Source organism: Desulfovibrio sp. MES5, from assembly GCF_002237645.1.
Taxonomy (GTDB): Bacteria; Desulfobacterota; Desulfovibrionia; order Desulfovibrionales; family Desulfovibrionaceae; genus Desulfovibrio.
Genome location: NZ_MJUZ01000013.1, coordinates 40,897 through 59,280, shown reverse-complemented (window position 1 = coordinate 59,280; position 18,384 = coordinate 40,897). Strand labels below are relative to the sequence as shown.

Annotated in this window: 13 protein-coding genes; 5 read left to right on the top strand and 8 right to left on the bottom strand. The window is 60.3% G+C overall.

Annotated elements, in window-relative coordinates; genetic code table 11:
• Window positions 1-402: 402 nt before the first annotated feature.
• Together BCS36_RS05105 and BCS36_RS05100 are read right to left on the bottom strand one after the other, a co-directional pair.
• Window positions 403-1,326 (bottom strand): phosphoglycerate dehydrogenase, encoded by a 924-nt coding sequence (locus BCS36_RS05105; RefSeq protein ID WP_291301832.1) that lies wholly within the window; start codon window positions 1,324-1,326, stop codon window positions 403-405.
• A gap of 747 nt (window positions 1,327-2,073) precedes the next feature.
• Window positions 2,074-2,259, bottom strand: a complete 186-nt coding sequence (locus tag BCS36_RS05100; protein ID WP_291301831.1) for a hypothetical protein — start codon at window positions 2,257-2,259, stop codon at window positions 2,074-2,076.
• A gap of 362 nt (window positions 2,260-2,621) precedes the next feature.
• Between BCS36_RS05100 and epsC the strand changes: the two genes are divergently transcribed.
• The 5 genes from epsC to BCS36_RS05075 all read left to right on the top strand — a co-directional run bounded on the left by epsC (window position 2,622) and on the right by BCS36_RS05075 (window position 8,500).
• Entirely contained in the window at window positions 2,622-3,533 is a 912-nt protein-coding gene (gene epsC, locus BCS36_RS05095; RefSeq protein WP_291301830.1) for a serine O-acetyltransferase EpsC, read from the top strand.
• Window positions 3,526-3,681: a hypothetical protein gene (locus BCS36_RS05090; protein WP_291301829.1), complete on the top strand. Its 156-nt coding sequence runs from the start codon at window positions 3,526-3,528 to the stop codon at window positions 3,679-3,681. Before epsC ends, BCS36_RS05090 begins: the two co-directional genes overlap by 8 nt.
• A gap of 671 nt (window positions 3,682-4,352) precedes the next feature.
• Window positions 4,353-5,663: an NCS2 family permease gene (locus BCS36_RS05085; protein ID WP_291301828.1), complete on the top strand. Its 1,311-nt coding sequence runs from the start codon at window positions 4,353-4,355 to the stop codon at window positions 5,661-5,663.
• 613 nt (window positions 5,664-6,276) lie between these two features.
• Window positions 6,277-6,897 (top strand): signal peptidase I, encoded by a 621-nt coding sequence (lepB, locus tag BCS36_RS05080; RefSeq protein WP_291301827.1) that lies wholly within the window; start codon window positions 6,277-6,279, stop codon window positions 6,895-6,897.
• A gap of 79 nt (window positions 6,898-6,976) precedes the next feature.
• Window positions 6,977-8,500, top strand: a complete 1,524-nt coding sequence (locus BCS36_RS05075; RefSeq protein WP_291301826.1) for a YifB family Mg chelatase-like AAA ATPase — start codon at window positions 6,977-6,979, stop codon at window positions 8,498-8,500.
• Window positions 8,501-8,926: 426 nt separating this feature from the next.
• On the opposite strand, the gene BCS36_RS05070 is transcribed toward BCS36_RS05075, so the two are convergent.
• The 6 genes from BCS36_RS05070 to alaS all read right to left on the bottom strand — a co-directional run bounded on the left by BCS36_RS05070 (window position 8,927) and on the right by alaS (window position 18,086).
• On the bottom strand, window positions 8,927-10,072 hold the full coding sequence (locus BCS36_RS05070) for a D-alanyl-D-alanine carboxypeptidase family protein (protein ID WP_291301825.1): 1,146 nt from the start codon (window positions 10,070-10,072) through the stop codon (window positions 8,927-8,929).
• An 825-nt stretch (window positions 10,073-10,897) separates the two neighbouring features.
• The gene (locus tag BCS36_RS05065) at window positions 10,898-11,356 is read right to left on the bottom strand and encodes an AsnC family transcriptional regulator (RefSeq protein WP_367209210.1); all 459 of its coding nucleotides are present in this window, start codon (window positions 11,354-11,356) and stop codon (window positions 10,898-10,900) included.
• Between the two features lie 83 nt (window positions 11,357-11,439).
• The gene (ahbD, locus tag BCS36_RS05060) at window positions 11,440-12,534 is read right to left on the bottom strand and encodes a heme b synthase (RefSeq protein ID WP_291301834.1); all 1,095 of its coding nucleotides are present in this window, start codon (window positions 12,532-12,534) and stop codon (window positions 11,440-11,442) included.
• 219 nt (window positions 12,535-12,753) lie between these two features.
• Complete coding sequence (gene hemB, locus BCS36_RS05055) at window positions 12,754-13,740, bottom strand: porphobilinogen synthase (RefSeq protein WP_291301824.1); 987 nt, start codon at window positions 13,738-13,740, stop codon at window positions 12,754-12,756.
• A 472-nt stretch (window positions 13,741-14,212) separates the two neighbouring features.
• Window positions 14,213-15,397 carry a 12,18-didecarboxysiroheme deacetylase gene (gene ahbC, locus BCS36_RS05050; RefSeq protein ID WP_291301823.1) on the bottom strand — a complete coding sequence of 395 codons (1,185 nt, stop codon included), beginning with the start codon at window positions 15,395-15,397 and terminating at the stop codon, window positions 14,213-14,215.
• Window positions 15,398-15,407: 10 nt separating this feature from the next.
• The gene (gene alaS / locus BCS36_RS05045; RefSeq protein ID WP_291301822.1) at window positions 15,408-18,086 is read right to left on the bottom strand and encodes an alanine--tRNA ligase; all 2,679 of its coding nucleotides are present in this window, start codon (window positions 18,084-18,086) and stop codon (window positions 15,408-15,410) included.
• Window positions 18,087-18,384 lie beyond the last annotated feature (298 nt).

Sequence of the window (18,384 nt, the reverse complement as noted above, 5' to 3'; positions counted from 1 at the left end):
ATAAGTTAAAATACTCTAACGCTGCACACGAGTGCGCGCGCCGCAGCGTGGCGTGGATTCAGCTGAGCTTTAGCCGTTGTGACGCAGGCTTCAAGCGCTGTGACGCAAGAAACTACGCTTGAAGCCTGCATGCGTAACGACACGACTTGTCCCATGCAATCGCTGTCGCCATTCGTAGTGATGTTGTCCTGCCCCGTAAGACGGTTCCGTCAACGGTTCAGGCAGTCCTGCGGGCAACGGCTGCCGCAAAGACAGCAATTGGTTAATTGAACGGACAGCCTGCTGATGGCTGTCGCTATACGTAAGCGGCAAAGACCCGCTAATGGCTAACGCCAATCGCATCTTTCGACAGAATGACAAATCGAAATGTGGAGCATTTCAAAGTTAATCTGGTCCAGAGGGCTACAGCCCCAAATCCCGCAAAAGATTGTCCACAGCCATGTGGCCCATAGTTTCCGTGGCTCCGGCAGTGGAGGAGGAGCAGTGCGACCCCATGACAAGGTTGTCCAGCGCATACCACGCCGGATCGGTCGGGGGTTCCTGCTCGAATACGTCAAGCCCCGCGCCGTAGATGCTGCCAGCCTGAAGGGCGGCCAGCAGGGCGGCTTCGTCAATAAGCCCGCCACGCGCGGTATTGATGATGACGGCCGTTTTCTTCATGGTGGCGATGCGCCCGGCATTGATGCAGTTGCGGGTTTCGTCCGTCAGCACCGTGTGCAGGGTGATAAAGTCCGCCTCGCGGCAGATGCGGTCCACATCCGCGCGTTCAACGCCTTCGCTTTTTGCCCAGGCTTCGTCCCAGGCGATGTCGTGGGCCAGAATTTTCATGCCAAAGCCCTGAGCGCGTTTGACCACGCAGCGGCCGATGGCTCCCAGGCCAATGATGCCCAGGGTTTTGCCGTAAAGGTCGATGCTGGTGATCTTGCCCCAGTCTTTTTCGCGGCAGCGGCGGTCAATAAGCCCGGCCTTGCGCGCCACCATCAGCATGAGCGTCAGGGCGTAGTCGGCCACGGCGTTGCTGTTGGCCCCAACCGTGCGCGACACCGTGATGCCGCGCTGCTTGCAGGCCTCAAGATCAATATTGTCCAGACCGACGCCGTATTTGGCGATGGCTTTAAGTTCCGGCGCGGCGGCCAGCACAGAAGCGTCCATAGGGTCAACGCCCAGAATGACGCCCTGGCACGAAGCCAGTTTTTCACGCATCTGGTCGGCGGAAAGGATGCCGCCCGTGTCGTTGCGCACGACTTCAAGCCCGGCCTGCGCCAGACGGTCGAACAGTTCGGGATTGGTTTTGCCAAAAGAGCGGGGAGTAACAAGAATTTTCACAGTGATACCTCGTTGGGGCGGAGTGGGCCGTGCGAATGGGGTTAAGAAAGCACTGATTAAAGAGCCTCTTGGAAACGCACAGTTGTTTAGAGCATTTTACCTTTGAAAAAGTGTAAATGTTCTAACGTAGTGCGAAAGTACAGCGCGCCACAACGTGGCGTGGATTCAGCCGAGCTTTAGCCGTTGCGACGAAGGAAGCTACGGATGCTTCAAGCGTTGTGACGCAGGAAACTACGCTTGAAGACGGCATGCGTAACGACACGGCTTGTCCCATGCAATCGCTGTCGCCATCCGTAGCGCTGCTGTCCTGCCCCGTAAGGCGGTTCCCGCCAACGGTTCAGGCAAGCCCTGCGGGCAACGGCTGCCGCAAAGACAGCAATTGGTTAATAGAATGAGCCACCTGCTGATGGCTGTCGCAAATCGCATTTTTCGGCTGAATGAAAACTTTGAAATGTGAAGCATTTCAAAGTTAATCTGCTCTAGTTTGGCTAGGCGCGATCTTTTTTTGAAGCAGGAGTGGACTCTTCCGTCCTCGACTGTTTCAAAAAAGTGAAGCAACGACGCCAAACGGAATAAATCAGCGTTTCCCTGAACCCGTAAAAACATCCGGGGCGGCTGGCGTACAGGCTTACCCCAAGACCGGAAATTGTCAACGAGGCGCGGCGCCGCCAGAACGCGTGCGGGCCACGGGGCCTCGGAACATCGCTCCAAATCCCCGTGGCCCGTATGCTGGCGCGTCGGCGGCGATCAGACTTCAATGTTGATCTTGCCGCCAATGCCCTGAGCCGCCAAACCGGCATCCTTGTCCATGCGCATCTGCATTTCCTGCCCCTTGTTGATGCTGCCGTTGATCACAGCGGCAGACATGCTGGCCTGAAAATCCAGAGCTTCACGACTGATGGTAACACTCATGCCCATCTGCACGTCATTCATGGCATGCTCCTTTGCGGCGGGAACGTACCTGCCGCAACAGTCTTATCGGCTGGCTGGCGAAAAAACTTACCCGGCGTCCCCCGCGCCGCTGTCGCCCGCCACCGGACAGCGCAGTACAGCCGTAGGGCAGAGCAACGCCGTCCGGCAGCACAGTACCGCCACCGTGCACAGAGCCGCCGCGCCGCTGCCGGCTGACTCAGACCCGGCGAACTGCCGGGCAATTCAGCGCCGCCTACCAGCACAGAATCAGCGGACACTGCCACCCTCCGCTCCGTCCGCCGGGCCGCCGCCGCGCCGCATGGCAACGGTGTTGCTTGAGCATGCCGTTCAGTATACAAGAAAGAAAAACACAGGATGCTACTATGAGTGAAATGCGTGACCTCAAGGCTACGACCATGCCCCTGCTGGATAGCGTGGTTGAGCGCCTTTGCCACCCCTCCTCACTGGACGCGGTGTGGCATCGTCCGGCTCAGGGCGCGGCCATGCCTTCGCTGAAGGACCTTACCGAAATTATGGAACGCCTGCGGGCGGCCATTTTTCCGGGGTATTTCGGTTCCGCGCGGGTATGGCGCGAGTCCATGCGCTACCACCTTTCGGCCAATCTCGATACCATTTACCGCATGCTGTGCGAACAGATAGTGCGCGGGTTCTGCTTTGGCTGCGCAGGCGAGAGCAACCCCTGTACGACCTGCGAGTCGGATGGCGAAAAAGCCGCCGGAGCCTTTATGGACCGCCTGCCGGAGATTCGCCGCCTGCTGGCCAGTGACGCCAAGGCCGCCTACGAGGGCGACCCTGCCGCCACAAGTCCCGGCGAGACCATTTTCTGCTATCCGTCCATGCAGGCCATGCTGCACCACCGCATCGCCCACGAGCTTTACAACCTCAAGGTTCCGGTGATTCCGCGCATCATTTCGGAGATGTCGCACTCGGCAACGGGCATTGACCTGCACCCCGGCGCGAGCATCGGCGAAGAATTCTTCATTGACCACGGCACGGGCGTGGTCATTGGCGAAACCTGCATTATCGGGCGCAACTGCCGTCTGTACCAGGGTGTTACTCTGGGGGCTTTGTCCTTTCCCAAAAACGCGGACGGCACCCTGACCAAGGGCATCCCGAGGCACCCCATACTCAGCGATAATGTGACTGTGTACGCTGGGGCCACCATTCTTGGGCGCGTGACCATAGGTAAGGGCGCTGTTATTGGCGGCAATGTGTGGATTACCCAGGATGTGCCCGACGGCGCGCGCATTCTTCAGGAGCGCCCGCGTGCCTGATGCGGGTTTGCGGCGGCCTGGCCGCCGGGTTTCGCTACGCTTTTTGCTGGTGGCCCTGCTGGCGTCTCTGCTGCTTTTCGGCTGCGGGCAGGGCGTGCGCGTGCAGCCCAAGGGGCAGGTGCAGACGAGCATAGGTGTGGGCCGTTAGGCCCGTAGTAAGCGTCTTTTCAGTTTGCACGGCTCTGGCGGCCGCGTTGGCGGGACCCGTCATGAAGGCTGGCATTGCGGCCAGTACACGCAGTGGCAGGCACGCCTCATGGCATGCTATAGCGCTGAGTGCAGCATATCTGCCGCAGCGCTGGGCGCGGCATATCTGCCGGGAGATATCTGGCCGCAGAGGGGCAGATGCCCCTAGCGTCCTGAGTGTCGCTCCTCGTGTGCCCGGCCCGGTAGAATGTGGCCGCAAGGTGATAGTGCACGCCCCCGTTTGCCCCCGCGTGCGCCTTGTGCCCGGCGCGAAACTGGTTTCCTTTTTTCAAAATAATTCACACTCCCCGGCAGCGAACGGCAGCCGGGGAGTCTTCGTTTTTTCAGGCGTGGCGCGGATAAAAGCCTGTGGACATAACGGGCCGTATGTGGCATGCTCCCGCCTTCATTACGCAGGCGGAAACATGCCTGTACTTTCGTTTCATATCCATACAGTTTGTTGAGTCCATATGCCCCTGCCCCGTCCGGTGGTTGTTGTCTGAATTGCAAAGACAGCATCTCGCCACTGAAGACGGCGCATCCTGCGGGCGGCGTTTGGGTTTATTGTTTTTTTCTGGGACGGGCCTTGATGCTCGCATCCCGTCTGGCGTCGCACAGCAAGGAGGAAACGCCATGAGTGTGCTGGAAAAACTGTTCAATCCCGCCGCAAGAGGCAGCACGGTCAAAAGGGAAATGCTGGCCGGTCTCACCAGCTTTATGGCCATGTGCTACCTCATCTTTGTGGTGCCCAGCATGCTGGCCGACGCGGGCATGCCTAGGGATTCCGCCGTGGCGTCCACCATATGGGTGACCATTCTCGCGACCTTTGTTATGGGCTTTTGGGCCAAGTTTCCCGTGGGCGTCGCTCCGGGGCTGGGCATCACGGCCTTTTTCGCCTACTACGTCTGCGGCCCTGCGGGCTATTCCTGGCAGACGGGCCTCGGGGCCGTGTTCATATCGGGCATAGTTTTTCTGCTGCTCACCGTCACGCGCATCCGCCAGCTCATCATCAATGCCGTGCCTATGGATCTCAAGTTCGCCATCGTGGTGGGCATCGGGGCCTTTATTGCCTTTATCGGCATGAAGAGCTGCGGCATCATCGCGGCAGATCCGGCCACCTTCGTGACCCTGGGCAATCTTGGCAACCCCAAGACCCTGCTTTCCGTGGCGGGCATTTTTCTTATTGGCGGCCTGCTGTCGCTGCGCGTGCGCGGGGCCATGATCATCGGCATTCTGGCCATCACCGTGGCGGGCATCGCCCTTGGCGTGTCGCCCCTGCCGCAAGGGCCGATTTTTTCCGCCAGCCTGCCCATGCCCACTGAAACCTTCATGCAGATGGACATCAAGGGCGCGCTGCACCACGGCCTTATTTCCATCATCTTTACCCTGACCATGGTCGACCTTTTCGACAATATGGGCGTGCTCATCGGCCTCTCGCAGAAGGCGGGCTTCATTCGTGAAGACGGCCACATCGAGAACCTCGACAAAGCCCTTATCACAGACTCTATGGCCACCATGGCCAGCGCCGTCATGGGCGCGACCACCGCCACCAGCTATCTTGAAAGCGCCGCAGGCGTGGCCGAGGGCGGCCGCACGGGCCTCACTGCCGTCACCATTGCCGCTCTTTTCTTTCTGGCGCTCTTTTTCTCCCCCCTGGTGGGAATGGTGCCCGCCTATGCCACAGCGCCCGTGCTCATCATCGTGGGCGCCATGATGATGCAGGAAGTGGGGCGCATCAGCTTCAAGGACTTTACCGTGGCGCTGCCCGCCTTTCTGACCATCATCAGCATGCCCCTGACTTTCAACATCGCCACGGGCTTCGGCTTCGGCTTTGTGAGCTGGGTGGGCATCAAGGCTCTGGCCGGGCGCTTCAAGGACCTCAACCTCGTCATGCTCTGCATTGCCCTGTGCTTTGTGATCAACTTTGCCCTGCGCCTGCCCTAGGCTTGAGCGGCCAGCACACGTGTTCAAAGCCCCGGATCAAACCGGGGCTTTGTTTTTGAGCAGACAGCCGTTGTGAAGGTATTGTTTTAAAGCGGCTTTATGCTGAGATGCTTTGCGGGGGCGGGACCCTTTTGCAAAAGGGTCTCCTCCCCCACGCCCCCACCCTCTAAAATTCTAATTGTATGGTCGTAAAGCACTAAGAGTTTTCTGCGAGCTTTCTGCTCCGAGGCGGGCATTTCAAGGCAGCGGCTCCCGGGCAGCACAGCATCCCAACGTATAGGGGCGAAAGCGCGCACTGCCCGTCACCGGCTTGCACACTCGGGGCGAACGGCTACCCATGCAGCCGCCAAAGTGCTTGTTCGTCGCAAAAGCTCTGGCGAAGAATCCGCAACCCGCCTTGCCTTTGGGCGCGCATAAGTGCATACTTTGCCGCCTGCATTTGGACCAGTTCACGAATGAAATGAGTTGACTGCTCTGCAAGGATTTTACAAGAAAATCCTTGCCGCGAAATGCGAGTGGGCAGACTCTCTTGCCTGCCGTAGGCGAGCATTTCAAGTGTTTTAAATGCTCTAATTGGGCCGTAAGGGCCATAAAGAATAAGGAACAGCACCGTATGACCACGCTTTTGAGATCTGCGCCTCCCAAGAAGCCCCTGTGGCGCGAATATGGCGAAGCCCTTTTAGTGGCCTTGCTGCTTGCTCTCGTAATTCGTACATTCGTCGTGCAAGCATTTAAAATACCATCGGAATCCATGTTACAAACCCTGCTTGTGGGCGACCATCTGCTTGCCAGCAAGTTCTCCTACGGCGTCAAGGTCCCCTTTACAAATTACTACGTCTATAAGGGCAGTGACCCGCAGCGCGGCGAGATCATCATTTTTGAATATCCCAACGACCCTAGCGTGGACTACATCAAGCGCATTGTGGGCGTGCCCGGCGATGTTATCGAGGTGCGCAACAAGCAGCTGTTCCGCAACGGCGAGGCCGTCAAGGAAGGCTACATCCGCTTTACCCAGCCCGACCGTATAGAGCCGGTGCGCGACAATTTCGGGCCGGTGACAGTGCCGGAAGGCAAGTATTTCGTCATGGGCGACAACCGCGACAATTCGCTGGATTCGCGCTTCTGGGGATTTGTGGACCGTAGCGCCATTCGCGCCAAGGCATGGCGCATCTACTGGTCCTGGGGCGGCCTTGGCGACATGCGCTGGGACCGTATGGGCAAAAAGGTAGAATAGATTTTTTATGGTGTAGCCCAGGCGTCCGCGCGAGCGGACGCCCACCGTTGCGATGGTTGAAGCGTTGCAAGGAGGCCCGGTGGTAGTCCGGCTGAACAGCGGCGGCGTGGAAGGCGTTGACGCCTATCCCGTGGAACTGGAAGTGGACTTCGTGCGCCAGGGCCTGCCGGGCTTCACTATGGTGGGGCTGGCTGAAACGGCGGTGCGCGAGGCCAAGGACAGGGTGTTTGCTGCCCTGAGGGCTGCCGACTTCAAGCTGCCGCCCGCGCGGATCACCGTCAATCTGGCTCCTGCCTGGCGGCGTAAAAGCGGGGCCAGCTATGACCTGCCTCTTGCCGTTGGCCTGCTGGCCGCCTCCGGGGGCATTCCCGCCGCGAGTCTGCAGCAGTTCTTCATGGCCGGGGAACTCTCCTTAAGCGGCGACCTGCGCCCGGTGAGCGGCGTTTTGCCGCTGGCCCTGCTGGCCCGCGAGCGCGGGGCGGCGGGCATTATCGTGCCGCCGGGCAATGGGGCTGAAGCCGCTGTTGTTCGAGGCCTTTGCGTCTATACTCCCCGTAATATCGCGCAGTGCGCGGCCTTTCTGGCAGGTGCGGAGCCTCTTGAGCCTCTGCCGGAGCCGGAAATGGACGATCTGCCGCCTCTGGGCCACGGCCTTGATTTTGCCGAAGTCAAAGGGCAGGAGGCCGCCAAGCGCGCGCTGGAAATAGCCGCGGCTGGCGGGCACAACGTCTTGTTGCTCGGCCCGCCCGGCAGCGGCAAGACCATGCTTGCGCAGCGCCTGCCCACCATTCTGCCGCCGCTGGACTTTGAGGAATCGCTCGAAGTCACCAAGATTTACAGCGTCGCTGGCAAACTGTCCGACCATCAGGGGCTGATGCGTCAGAGGCCGTTTCGCGCGCCGCACCACACCATTTCGGACGTGGCCCTGGTGGGTGGGGGAGCCTACCCGCGCCCCGGCGAGGTCAGCCTTGCCCACAGGGGCGTGCTTTTTCTGGATGAACTGCCGGAATTTCAGAAGAGCGCGCTGGAATCCCTGCGTCAGCCGCTGGAAGGCGGCGTTGTTCACATTGCCAGATCCGCGCACAGCGTGATTTTTCCCGCTGCCTGCATGCTGGTGGCGGCCATGAATCCCTGTCCCTGCGGCTATCACGGCGATCCCACGCATGAGTGCAGTTGCCGCCCCGACCAGCGGGCCCGCTATCAGGCGCGCGTGTCCGGCCCCATGCTGGATCGCATCGATGTGCATGTGGAAGTTCCCGCCGTGCCCTATGCGGATCTGCGTCAGGGCCGCGCCGGTGAAGGTTCGGCCGCCATGCGTGAAAGGGTGCTTGCGGCCCGTGCGGTGCAGCGGCAGCGCTATGGCGCTGACGGCCCGCACTGTAACGCGGAGCTTTCAGGCGCGCTGCTGGATGAGCACTGCGCGCTCGACGCCGCAGGCCATGATTTGATGGAAGCGGCCGTGAACCGCCTTGCCCTGTCGGCCCGCGCCTGCGCGCGGGTGCTGCGCATGGCGCGCACCATTGCGGATATGGAGGGGCGGCAGCGCATAGACGCCGCCCATCTGGCGGAGGCTGTATCCCTGCGGGTTCTGGACAGGGGATAGTCTGTTTTTGCCCCGCATCGAAGAGCCTCTGTCAAAAGTCCCCAAACACGCCGCCGGGTACGCGCCGGGCACTCCGCAACACGCTGCCGAACACGCCACAGAACACGCCACAGAACACGCCACAGAACACATTCCAGGGCAGGCGGGCGAACGTGAGGCATAGAGTTTTCCCCTGTTTCAGGGCTGCTCACTGCGATCTTTCTTGAATGTCACGCCAAACGGCCCTTTGCATTCCGGCAGAATTGTTTCTGTTCTGCCGGAATGCAAAGGGCCGTTTTTGTTCTTAAGCGAAATCCCTTGTTACGACAGCAGCCGCCAGTACACTAAAGGGCGATAAAGATTTTAGGGGGTGGGGGCGTGGGGAGGAGCCCTTTTTGCAAAAAGGGCCCTACCTCACAAAGTATTTCAATGTGACAATGCTGTGCGTTAGCTCGCACTGTCCGCCGCACGCCTTGCGGCCTGATCCGAGGTGCGTTTTTGTTTGACGCCAGCCTTGGCGGCTTCTTTCTTTTTGGGTTGGCTTTTGCTCTTGGCCGTCTGCTTGGACTTGCTGACCTGGGCGTTTTTGCCCTTGCCGAGCTTTTTGACGGGCGCATCGTCGGCGCTGGCGTAGGTGAGGCGGGCTTCACGGGCGGTTTTGTGCATGTCGAACCTGTACTGATCGGCGGGCAGGCAGTCCAGCGCCGCCACAACCGAGGCTGCGCGGTTGTCGCAAACCTGGAACCCGGCGTCCAGCAGGCGAAATGCTTCTACGCCGCGTGTGCGGGAATCCGGCGCGCCCATAATGACAGCCAGCAGGCGTCTGGAACCGTGGCTGGCAGTAAAGATGATGTTGTAGCCCGAGGCGTTGACCCATCCTGTTTTAAGACCGTCCGCGCCGGGGTACTGGCCGAGCAGGGGGTTCTTGTTCCAGGTGACCCGGCCTTTGTGGTTAATGACGTGGGTATTGTGGAAGCGCAGGGCGTCGGGGTAGGCCTGCAGGTAGGCGCGGGCCAGGGTCAGCATATCGCGGGCTGTCGTGTACTGTCCGGCGGCGGGCAGCCCGTGGGGATTACGAAACTGGCTGTCGCGCATGCCGAGGGACTGGGCCTTGGCGTTCATCATGCTCACGAATGCCGGGGTGGAACCTCCCACAAATTCCGCCACGGCCGCGCTGGCGTCGTTGCCGGAAGACACGGCCATGCCCATGAGCAACTGCTCAAGGGTCACGTTGTCTTTTTCGCTAAGGCCCATGCGTGAACCGCCCGTGCGCGCGGCAGCCCGGCTGACGATGACGGGGCTGTTCAGATTGACCGTCCCCTGGCGGATCTGGTCCATGGCCAGGAACATTGAAAGCACCTTTGTCAGCGAGGCCGGGGGGATGTGCTGATCAGCATTCTGCTCAAAAAGTATGGCGTCGTGGTCCAGGTCGTACAGAATGGCCGAGCAGGTTTCAAGGGAGCCGTGCTGGGGGATCGCCGGGGCGCTGAAGGCCACGCCGGGGCGCAGCAGCACCATGCACAGGGCAATGAAAAAAAGTGGCAGGCTGGACGAAGGCGCGCTGTACTTCAGGCGACGGAAGAAGCAGATCATGGGCAATCCTTGGGCTGTGGCGCAGGAACAGACTTCAGGTAAACGGGCAAGGCCAAACTGGCCTTGGCCCGCAGGTTGTAAGTAAAGAGCATGTCTGAAGCTTTGGGAATACCTCAGTCATCGGGCGCTGCAAAGCAATTTTTTTAGCAGGGCGGGGGGGCGCTCGGGCTGACTTTGCGGGCTTGCCAAAGCGCTGCCTGGCTTTTTTCCGTTTTGGCCCATCCGGAAGGTACGGCTTTTCACGGACGCATCCGAAGGAGTTGATTCTGGATTTTGTATAGATAATTGCTAAACAGTGCGTCCTGCAGATGTACTAAAGTTGGCCGGGCATGGCAATAGGCCGGAGCATATGGATAAATCCGCTTTCGGCCCGGCGCGTTTTCGTGTTGCCATGCCGTGGCTGCTGTTCTGGCGGTAGTGGGGCAAGGCGCGGGCCGTGATGGCGGGTGTGTGAGATGCCCGCACAGGTGCTTTGCCGGGCTTGTTTATGCTGTGTTTTTAGAGCAGCTACGAATAAAAAGAGGTAACTCTTCCAGGTTTTTGCGCATCACAATGGCCTGCCACGTCCTTTGAAAACAGGGTTTGCCAAAGGCTGTGCATAAAAACGCGGAAGAGCGCGCCGGTTGGGCGCGCTCTTCGCATATGGGACAAAAGAAGAAATTTTGCGGCTTAAAAGTATGTAATCTTGTTCAAAGTTACGCAGTAAATTCAGTAAAGGTTTTAGGGGGTGGGGGTGGGGGGGAGGAGACCCTTTTGTAAAAGGGTCCCTCCCCCACGAAGTATTTCTCCCCTCTCTCCGCACAAAGCACGCATAGCGGCATTGCGCTAGTCGCCGCCGTCCATGCGAAAGTCCACGCGGATTTTGAACAGCTTGGTGGCGGGCAGGTTGAGAATGGGTATGCCCGTGCATTGGGTTATGCCGTCCAGGGTGGCCTGCGCCTCTTCGCGCGAGGGGCTGATAAGCGTGAACCAGATGTTGTAGTCGTGTTCGCGCAGGTAGTTGTGGGTCACGCCGGGCTTGGCGTTGACGTCGGCCACAAAGGCTTCCATCTTGTCCTGCGGCACCTTGGCGGCGCACAGCGTGGACACGAAACCGAGCTTGGCCGACTGGAAGTTGGCCCCGAGCCGCCTGATGATCTTGCGGCCCTTGAGGGCGCGCACCCTGTCGAAGGCCTCCTGTTCATCAATGCCCAGGCGCTGGCCCAGTTCGGCGTAGGGCCGGGGGCACAGGGGAAAATCCGTCTGTATGATGTCGAGCAGCTGTCTGTCCAGGCTGTCCATCATGGCTGAATCCTTCAAGGCCGAATCCTTATGCCCGGCCGAATCTTTGTGCTTGACCGGGGGCTCTGCGGTGTGGGCTTGGGTGGTCATGACTTTTCCTTCTTGCGCGTCTTGGCCGGAATATAGGTACACAGCGGTTCTTCGCCCATGTGGTCGCCGTCCATGCTGTGCGCCCGAGCGCGGCAGCCGCCGCAGACCTTGTGGTACTCGCATTCGCCGCATTTGCCCGTATAGCAGGACTGGTCGCGGAACTGCAGAAAGTACTTGCTCTCACGCCATATCTGGGGGAAGGGCGTTTCGCGCACATTGCCGCAGTTGAGTTCAAGGTAGCCGCAGGGCTGCACCTGACCCACATGGCTGATGAAGCAAAAGCCTATGCCGCCAAGACAGCCGCGCGTGACCGCGTCCATGCCGAAGTTGTCGGGCGTGACGCTGATGCCCTCTTCCTTGGCGCGCTGGCGCATGATGCGGTAGTAGTGCGGCGCGCAGGTGGCCTTGAGGTGCATCTTGGTGGTCTTGCGGAAGTCGTACAGCCAGTGCAGCACTTCTTCATATTCTTCTGCGGTGATGACCTGATCGGCAAGGCCAGCCGCACGGCCCATGGGCACCAGCAAAAAGATATGCCAGGCCGCCGCGCCTATGCGCTCGCACAGTTCGAATATTTTTTTGAAACTGGTGAGGTTATTGCGCGTGACCGTGGTGTTGATCTGAAAAGGCACGCCTGCGGCCTTGAGGTACTCGATGCCGCGCATGGAGGCTTCAAATGCGCCGGGCACGCCGCGGAATTCGTCGTGGCTCGCCGCATCCGCGCCGTCAATGGAGATGGAGCAGCGGTTGACGCCAGCTTCCTTGATCTTCTGCGCGGTTTCCGGGGTGATCAGGGTGCCGTTGGGCGAAAAGGCGCAGGGCAGCCCCTTGCTGTGGGCGTAGGCCACAAGTTCGTACACGTCGGGCCGCATCATGGGATCGCCGCCCGTAAAGATGATGATGGGATTGCCCACCTGGGGAAAGGTGTCGATAAGCGCCTTGGCTTCCGCCGTGGAAAGCTCGCCGGGGTAGGGTTCCGGGTGGGCTTCGGCACGGCAGTGCTGACAGGCGAGGTTACAGGAGCGCGTGACTTCCCAGGCGATGAGGCGGCAGGCCGGGCTGCCGTCTTCCAGCGTGCGCAGGGGGGCGCTCATGCCCGCCTGGCCTCCCGGATGTCCTCCCGGATGTCCGCCAGGCTGACCCGGATGTCCGCTAGGCTGACCCAGGTGTCCCCCGGGGTGTCCGCCAGGATGTCCCCCGGCGTGCTCGCCAGCCTGACCGGGGTGGCCGCTGATGGGGTTGCCCGCGCTGCCGGGCATGCCGCCGGGATGTCCCCCGGCGTGGTGCGAATGGTTGCTCATTATTTTTCAGCCTTACCGTGCCAGCTTTTGCGCCAGCAGGGTTTCGGTAAAGTAGGTGATGATGGTGTCCGCGCCCGCGCGTTTGAGGCCCGTGAGGGATTCAAGCATGACGGCGCGTTCGTCCACCCAGCCGTTGATTCCGGCGGCACGGATCATCGAGTATTCGCCGCTGACCTGATAGGCGCACAGCGGCACGTCCACATGGTCGCGCACAAGGCGTATGATGTCGGCATAGGGCCCGGCGGGCTTGACGATGAGGGCGTCCGCGCCTTCATCAAGGTCCGCATAGGCTTCGCGCAGGGCTTCGCGGGCATTGCCCGGGTCCATCTGGTAGGACTTGCGGTCCCCGCTGGAGGGCGCGCTTTCAGCGGCCTCGCGAAACGGCCCGTAATAGGCGGAAGCGTATTTGACGGCGTAGGACATGAGGGGCGTGCCCGTGAAGCCAGCGTCGTCCAGCGCTTCGCGGATGGCGGCCACGCGGCCGTCCATCATGTCTGAGGGGGCCACCATGTCGGCCCCGGCCCGCACATGGCTCACCGCCGTCTGCGCCAGCAGGGGCAGGGTGGCGTCGTTGCGCACCACGCCGTCGGGCGTCAGGATGCCGCAGTGGCCGTGGCTCATGTATTCGCACAGGCACACATCGGTAATGACAAAAAGCTTGGGCCAGCGCTTCTTGAGCAGGCGCACGGCCTCCTGCACGATGCCGTCGTCAGCGTAAGCGCCGCAGGCTTTTGCGTCCTTGACGGCGGGAATGCCGAAAAGAATGACGGAATGCAGGCCCGTATCCACGGCCCGCTCCACCTGTTTTTCCAACTCGTCGAGGCTCAGCTGGAACTGGCCGGGCATGGAGCCTATCTCTTTGCGAAAGTTGCGATCTTGCGTCTCAACCACAAAATAGGGCTGGATAAGGTCTTCCACAAGCAGGGGCGCGGTTTCGCGCACCAGGGTGCGGAGTTCGGGAGTGGCACGTAAACGGCGGCCGCGATGGAATGCTGTCATGACTGTTGTCCTTTGTGCTGACCTTTGCTGTGCCAGCCTGTAGGGATTGCTGCGGCGCGGCTTTGACGGGGCGCGTCGTGTTTCTTAGAGCATTTTAACTTTGAAAAAGTGTAAATTCTCTAATGCTGCACGAAAGTGCAGCGCGCCACAACGTGGCGTGGATTCAGCCGAAAATCGCATTTTTCGGCTGAATGAACACTTTGAAATGTGAAGCATTTCAAAGTTAATCTGTCCTAGTCACGCAAGTGTGACTGAAGTGGGAGCAGGGTGTTCGCCTGCCGCAAATACCGGGCTGCCCGTTTTGACTGCAACGTTATTGCTGCTGTTGGTGGTGCAGCACGCCACGGCCCGTATCAAACATGAAATTTTGCTGTCAAATAAACAGGCGGCGCGCCTGAACGGAGCGTAGGCGTCTACGTACCCGTGGCGCGCCGCCAAGTTTCATACGGTCAGCAGAATGCGTCGCCGCAGGCTACTTGATGCCGATTTCTTCATCAGTCAGGTAACAGGCCGGGTCCGGGGCCCATATGTCGTCATAATAGGCTTCGGCGCGGGCGCGGAAGTTGCCGCCGCAGATGTTCAGGAACTGGCACTTGGCGCAGCGCCCTGTGACGTGGGCCTTCTTGTCCTTGAGCTTGTGCAGAAGCTCGATGGAGGGGTCGTCCCAAATCTGCGAGAAGGGGCGCTCAAGCACATTGCCGAGCACATGGTTGCGCCAGAACTGGTCCGCGTGCACCTTGCCGTCCCAGGAAATACAGCCTATGCCACGGCCCGAGCTGTTGCCCTCGTTGTACTGAAGCAGTTCAAACACTTCTTCGGCGCGCTTGGGATTCTCGCGTTTGAGGCGCATCCACACGTAGGGGCCGTCGGCGTGGTTGTCCACGGTGAGGATTTCCTTGCCCTTGCCGGCGTCGAACAGGGCGCGGGTCTCGTCCATGATGAGGTCCAGCACCTGACGGGTTTCCGCGTGGTCCAGGTCTTCCTTGATCAGCTCCGAGCCACGGCCGGAGTAGACAAGGTGGTAAAAACAGGCGCGGGGGATTTCCATATCCTTGAGCAGGCGGAAGATGCCGGGGATTTCACTGGCATTGCGCTTGTTGATGGTGAGGCGCAGCCCCACCTTGAGGCCTTCGGCCTGACAGTTGGCGATGCCTTCCAGCGCTTTGCGAAAAGCGCCGGGTACGGCGCGGAATTTGTCGTGTATTTCTTCCATGCCGTCCAGGGAGATGCCCACGTACGAAAGGCCCACGGCCTTGAGTTCGCGCGCTTTTTCCTTGGTGATAAGGGTGCCGTTGGTGGAAATGACCGCGCGCATGCCCCGGGAGGTGGCATGGCTGGCCAGTTCAACAAGGTCCTTGCGCACCAGGGGTTCGCCGCCGGAAAAAAGCATGACGGGCGCGCCGTAGGCGGCCAGATCATCGATCATGGTCTTGGCCTGATCGGTGCTGATGTCGTCCGATCCGTCAACCTCGATGGCGTGAGCGTAGCAGTGCACGCACTTGAGGTTGCAACGCTGGGTCATGTTCCAGACCACCACGGGCTTTTTATCCTTGGAAAACTGCAGCAGGTGCGAAGGCAGCTTGCCGGATTCACGGCCATAACGCAGCGCGTCTGAAGGCTCCACCTGGTCGCAGTACAACTTGGAAATGCCAATCATCACACGATCCTTATTGTTCGATGCATTTTTTCAGTATGGCAAAGGCCTCGTCCAGACCTTCGGGCTGAGTGCCGCCCGCCTGAGCCAGATCCGGTCTGCCGCCGCCAGCGCCGCCGCAGGGCGCGGCCACAGGCTTGATAAGGGCGGGCGCCGTAAATCTGCCGTGCAGATCCTTGGAAACATAGATAAGCATGCCCACCTTGCCTTCTTCCACCGTGGCGAGGCAGGCCACCGCATTTTCAGAAAGGCGCGAGCGTACGTCGTCCATAACTTCACGCAGGGCCTTGACGGGCACATTGTCCAGCCGGGCAGCCAACAGGCGCACGCCGTTGACGTCTTCGGCACGGGCTGCCAGTTCTGCGCCGGAAGCCGGAGCAGCCGAGGCTTTTTCCGAGGCTTTGCGCAGTTTTTTCACTTCGGCGTACAGGGCCTGCACGCGTTCGGCAAGCTGGCCGGGCCTTGCCTTGAGCAGGGCGGAAAGACCGTCCAGTTCCGCGCGCTGTTCCACGGCGTGCCCGTAGGCGTTCCAGCCTGTGACGGCCTCAATGCGGCGGGTACCGGCGGCAACGCCGCTTTCGCTCACAATGAGAAAGCCCCCGGCTTCGCCCGTGCGGGACAGATGTGTTCCGCCGCACAGTTCTACGGACTCAGGATCGCACGTTTCAGCGCCTGAAACTGTGAGCACGCGCACAGTGTCACCATATTTTTCATTAAACAGCGCCATGGCGCCGGAGGCCACAGCGTCGGCCATGGCCATTTCTTTGGCGGAAACCTCAAGATCGGCCAGAATGGCGGCGTTGACCTGACGCTCAACAGCGGCAAGCTCTTCAGGCGTCAGGGCCGCGATATGTGAAAAGTCAAAGCGCAGGCGGCTGCCGTCCACCAGAGAACCGGCCTGCTTGACGTGCGTGCCCAGCACCCGGCGCAGGGCCGCGTGCAGCAGATGGGTGCAGGTATGGTTGCGGGCAGTGGCCTTGCGTTCATCGGGGTCCACCGACAGGCGCACTTCCTTGCCTTGCAGCAGTTCGCCCCTGGTGATCTCGATTTCATGCACCAGCAGCTGCGGCGCGGGCTTGTGAGTGGTAATGACCCTGGCCTCGCCGGAGGTGGCGCTCATGAGGCCCGTGTCGCCAGCCTGGCCGCCGCTTTCGCCGTAGAAGGGCGTGGCCTCGGTAACGGCATAGCCGCTCTCGCCCTCGCCGAGCACGTCAACGGGCTGGCCTGAGGCGTTGAGCAGCACGGTGACGACGCTTTGGGCCGTCAAACCTTCATAGCCCACAAAGCGGCTTTGCGCGCCGCCGTCGGCGAGAGCTTTAAGGGGATTGTCCCCATTGTCGCCCTGGCCGAGCAGCCCGCCTTTTTTCTGGTGTTCACGGGCGCGCTGGCGCTGCTCCTGCATGTATTTTTCAAAGCCCTGGGCGTCTGCGCTGAAGCCGCGCTTTTCGGCCACGTCGGTCACGATGTCCAGCGGGAAGCCGTAGGTGTCGTACAGCTTGAAGCAGAAATCGCCGGGAATGAGCGTTGTGCCCTGCGCCTTGAGGGAGGCCAGCTCTTCATCAAGCAGGTCCAGGCCTTTTTTGAGCGTCAGGGAGAAGCGCTGTTCTTCCTCGAACACGGCGCGGTCGATGAAATCGGCGCTTTCCACAAGTTCGGGGTAGGCGTCGCCCATAACCTCGGTGACCTTGCGGGCCACCTTGTGCATGAAGGGTTCGTTCACGCCCATGAGGGTGGCGAAACGCAGGGCGCGGCGGATGAGTCGGCGCAGCACGTAGCCCCGGTTTTCATTGGAGGGCAGCACGCCGCCCGCAATGAGGAAGGCGGCGGAACGGCTGTGGTCGGCGATGACGCGCAGGGCCGTGTCCACATCATTGGTGTCAGGGGCGCTGAAGCTGTATTTCACGCCAGCAAGACCGGCCGCGAACTGGATAATGTCCTGGAACAGGTCGCAGTCAAAGTTGGAGCGTTTGCCCTGAGCCACAGCGGCCATGCGTTCAAGACCCATGCCCGTGTCGATGTTGGGATTGGCCAGAAGGGTGCGGGTGCCGTCGGCGCTCTGGTCGAACTGGGTGAACACGAGGTTCCAGATTTCGAGGAAGCGGTCGCAGTCGCAAACGCCGATGCCGCAGTCGGGGCCGCAGGACATGTCTTCGCCCTGGTCCACGTAAATTTCGGAGCAGGGGCCGCAGGGGCCGGTATCGCCCATGGTCCAGAAGTTGTCCTTCTCGCCCATGCGCACGATGCGTTCGGCGGGCAGCTGGGCAATTTCGGCCCAGAGGTCGGCGGCGTCATCGTCTTCACGAAAGACCGTGACCCACAGCTTGTCCTTGGGGAGTTCCAGTTCCTTGGTCACGAATTCCCATGCCCAGGTGATGGCTTCGCGCTTGAAATAGTCGCCAAAGGAAAAGTTGCCGAGCATCTCGAAGAACGTGTGGTGGCGCGCGGTGCGGCCCACGTTTTCAAGGTCGTTATGCTTGCCCGAAACGCGCAGGCATTTCTGGCAGGTGGTTGCGCGTGAGTAGGAGCGCTTTTCTTCACCGAGAAAAAGCTTTTTGAACTGCACCATGCCTGAGTTGGCAAAAAGCAGCGAAGGATCGTTGGGCGGAATGATAGGCCCGGAAGGAACGATTTCATGCTGATGACGGTGAAAAAATTCAAGATAGCGGCGGCGGATTTCTTTAGCGGTGAGCATAGGGGCTCCTGATGAAGGCTGCTCGGTGTGACCCCCGCCGTACAGGGGGGGCGTGTCATTGCCGTAAAGGGTCACGGTCGCGGTCGTTCCACCCGCTACGGCGCGGGCTGGCTTGCCGGACTGTAGAGCATTTTCTCTTTGAAACTGCTCTGGCGACTGTGTGAGCAGTCGCCCGCTGCGAAGGCGTAAGCGCAATTGATTTGTGCGGTTAAGCGCCGAAGCGAGCGTGTATTCACTTTTGAAATGTGAAGCATCGCAAAAGTGCTTTGCTCTGGAAGAGCAGGTTAATAGTAAAATA

Coding starts and splice junctions, on each gene's coding strand:
- BCS36_RS05070 (WP_291301825.1), bottom strand. CDS start 10,072: ATGATCTGCTTCTTCCGTCGCCTGAAGTACAGCGCGCCTTCGTCCAGC.
- BCS36_RS05065 (WP_367209210.1), bottom strand. CDS start 11,356: ATGATGGACAGCCTGGACAGACAGCTGCTCGACATCATACAGACGGAT.
- BCS36_RS05100 (WP_291301831.1), bottom strand. CDS start 2,259: ATGAATGACGTGCAGATGGGCATGAGTGTTACCATCAGTCGTGAAGCT.
- lepB (WP_291301827.1), top strand. CDS start 6,277: ATGACCACGCTTTTGAGATCTGCGCCTCCCAAGAAGCCCCTGTGGCGC.
- ahbC (WP_291301823.1), bottom strand. CDS start 15,397: ATGATTGGCATTTCCAAGTTGTACTGCGACCAGGTGGAGCCTTCAGAC.
- ahbD (WP_291301834.1), bottom strand. CDS start 12,534: ATGAGCGCCCCCCTGCGCACGCTGGAAGACGGCAGCCCGGCCTGCCGC.
- epsC (WP_291301830.1), top strand. CDS start 2,622: ATGAGTGAAATGCGTGACCTCAAGGCTACGACCATGCCCCTGCTGGAT.
- BCS36_RS05085 (WP_291301828.1), top strand. CDS start 4,353: ATGAGTGTGCTGGAAAAACTGTTCAATCCCGCCGCAAGAGGCAGCACG.
- alaS (WP_291301822.1), bottom strand. CDS start 18,086: ATGCTCACCGCTAAAGAAATCCGCCGCCGCTATCTTGAATTTTTTCAC.
- hemB (WP_291301824.1), bottom strand. CDS start 13,740: ATGACAGCATTCCATCGCGGCCGCCGTTTACGTGCCACTCCCGAACTC.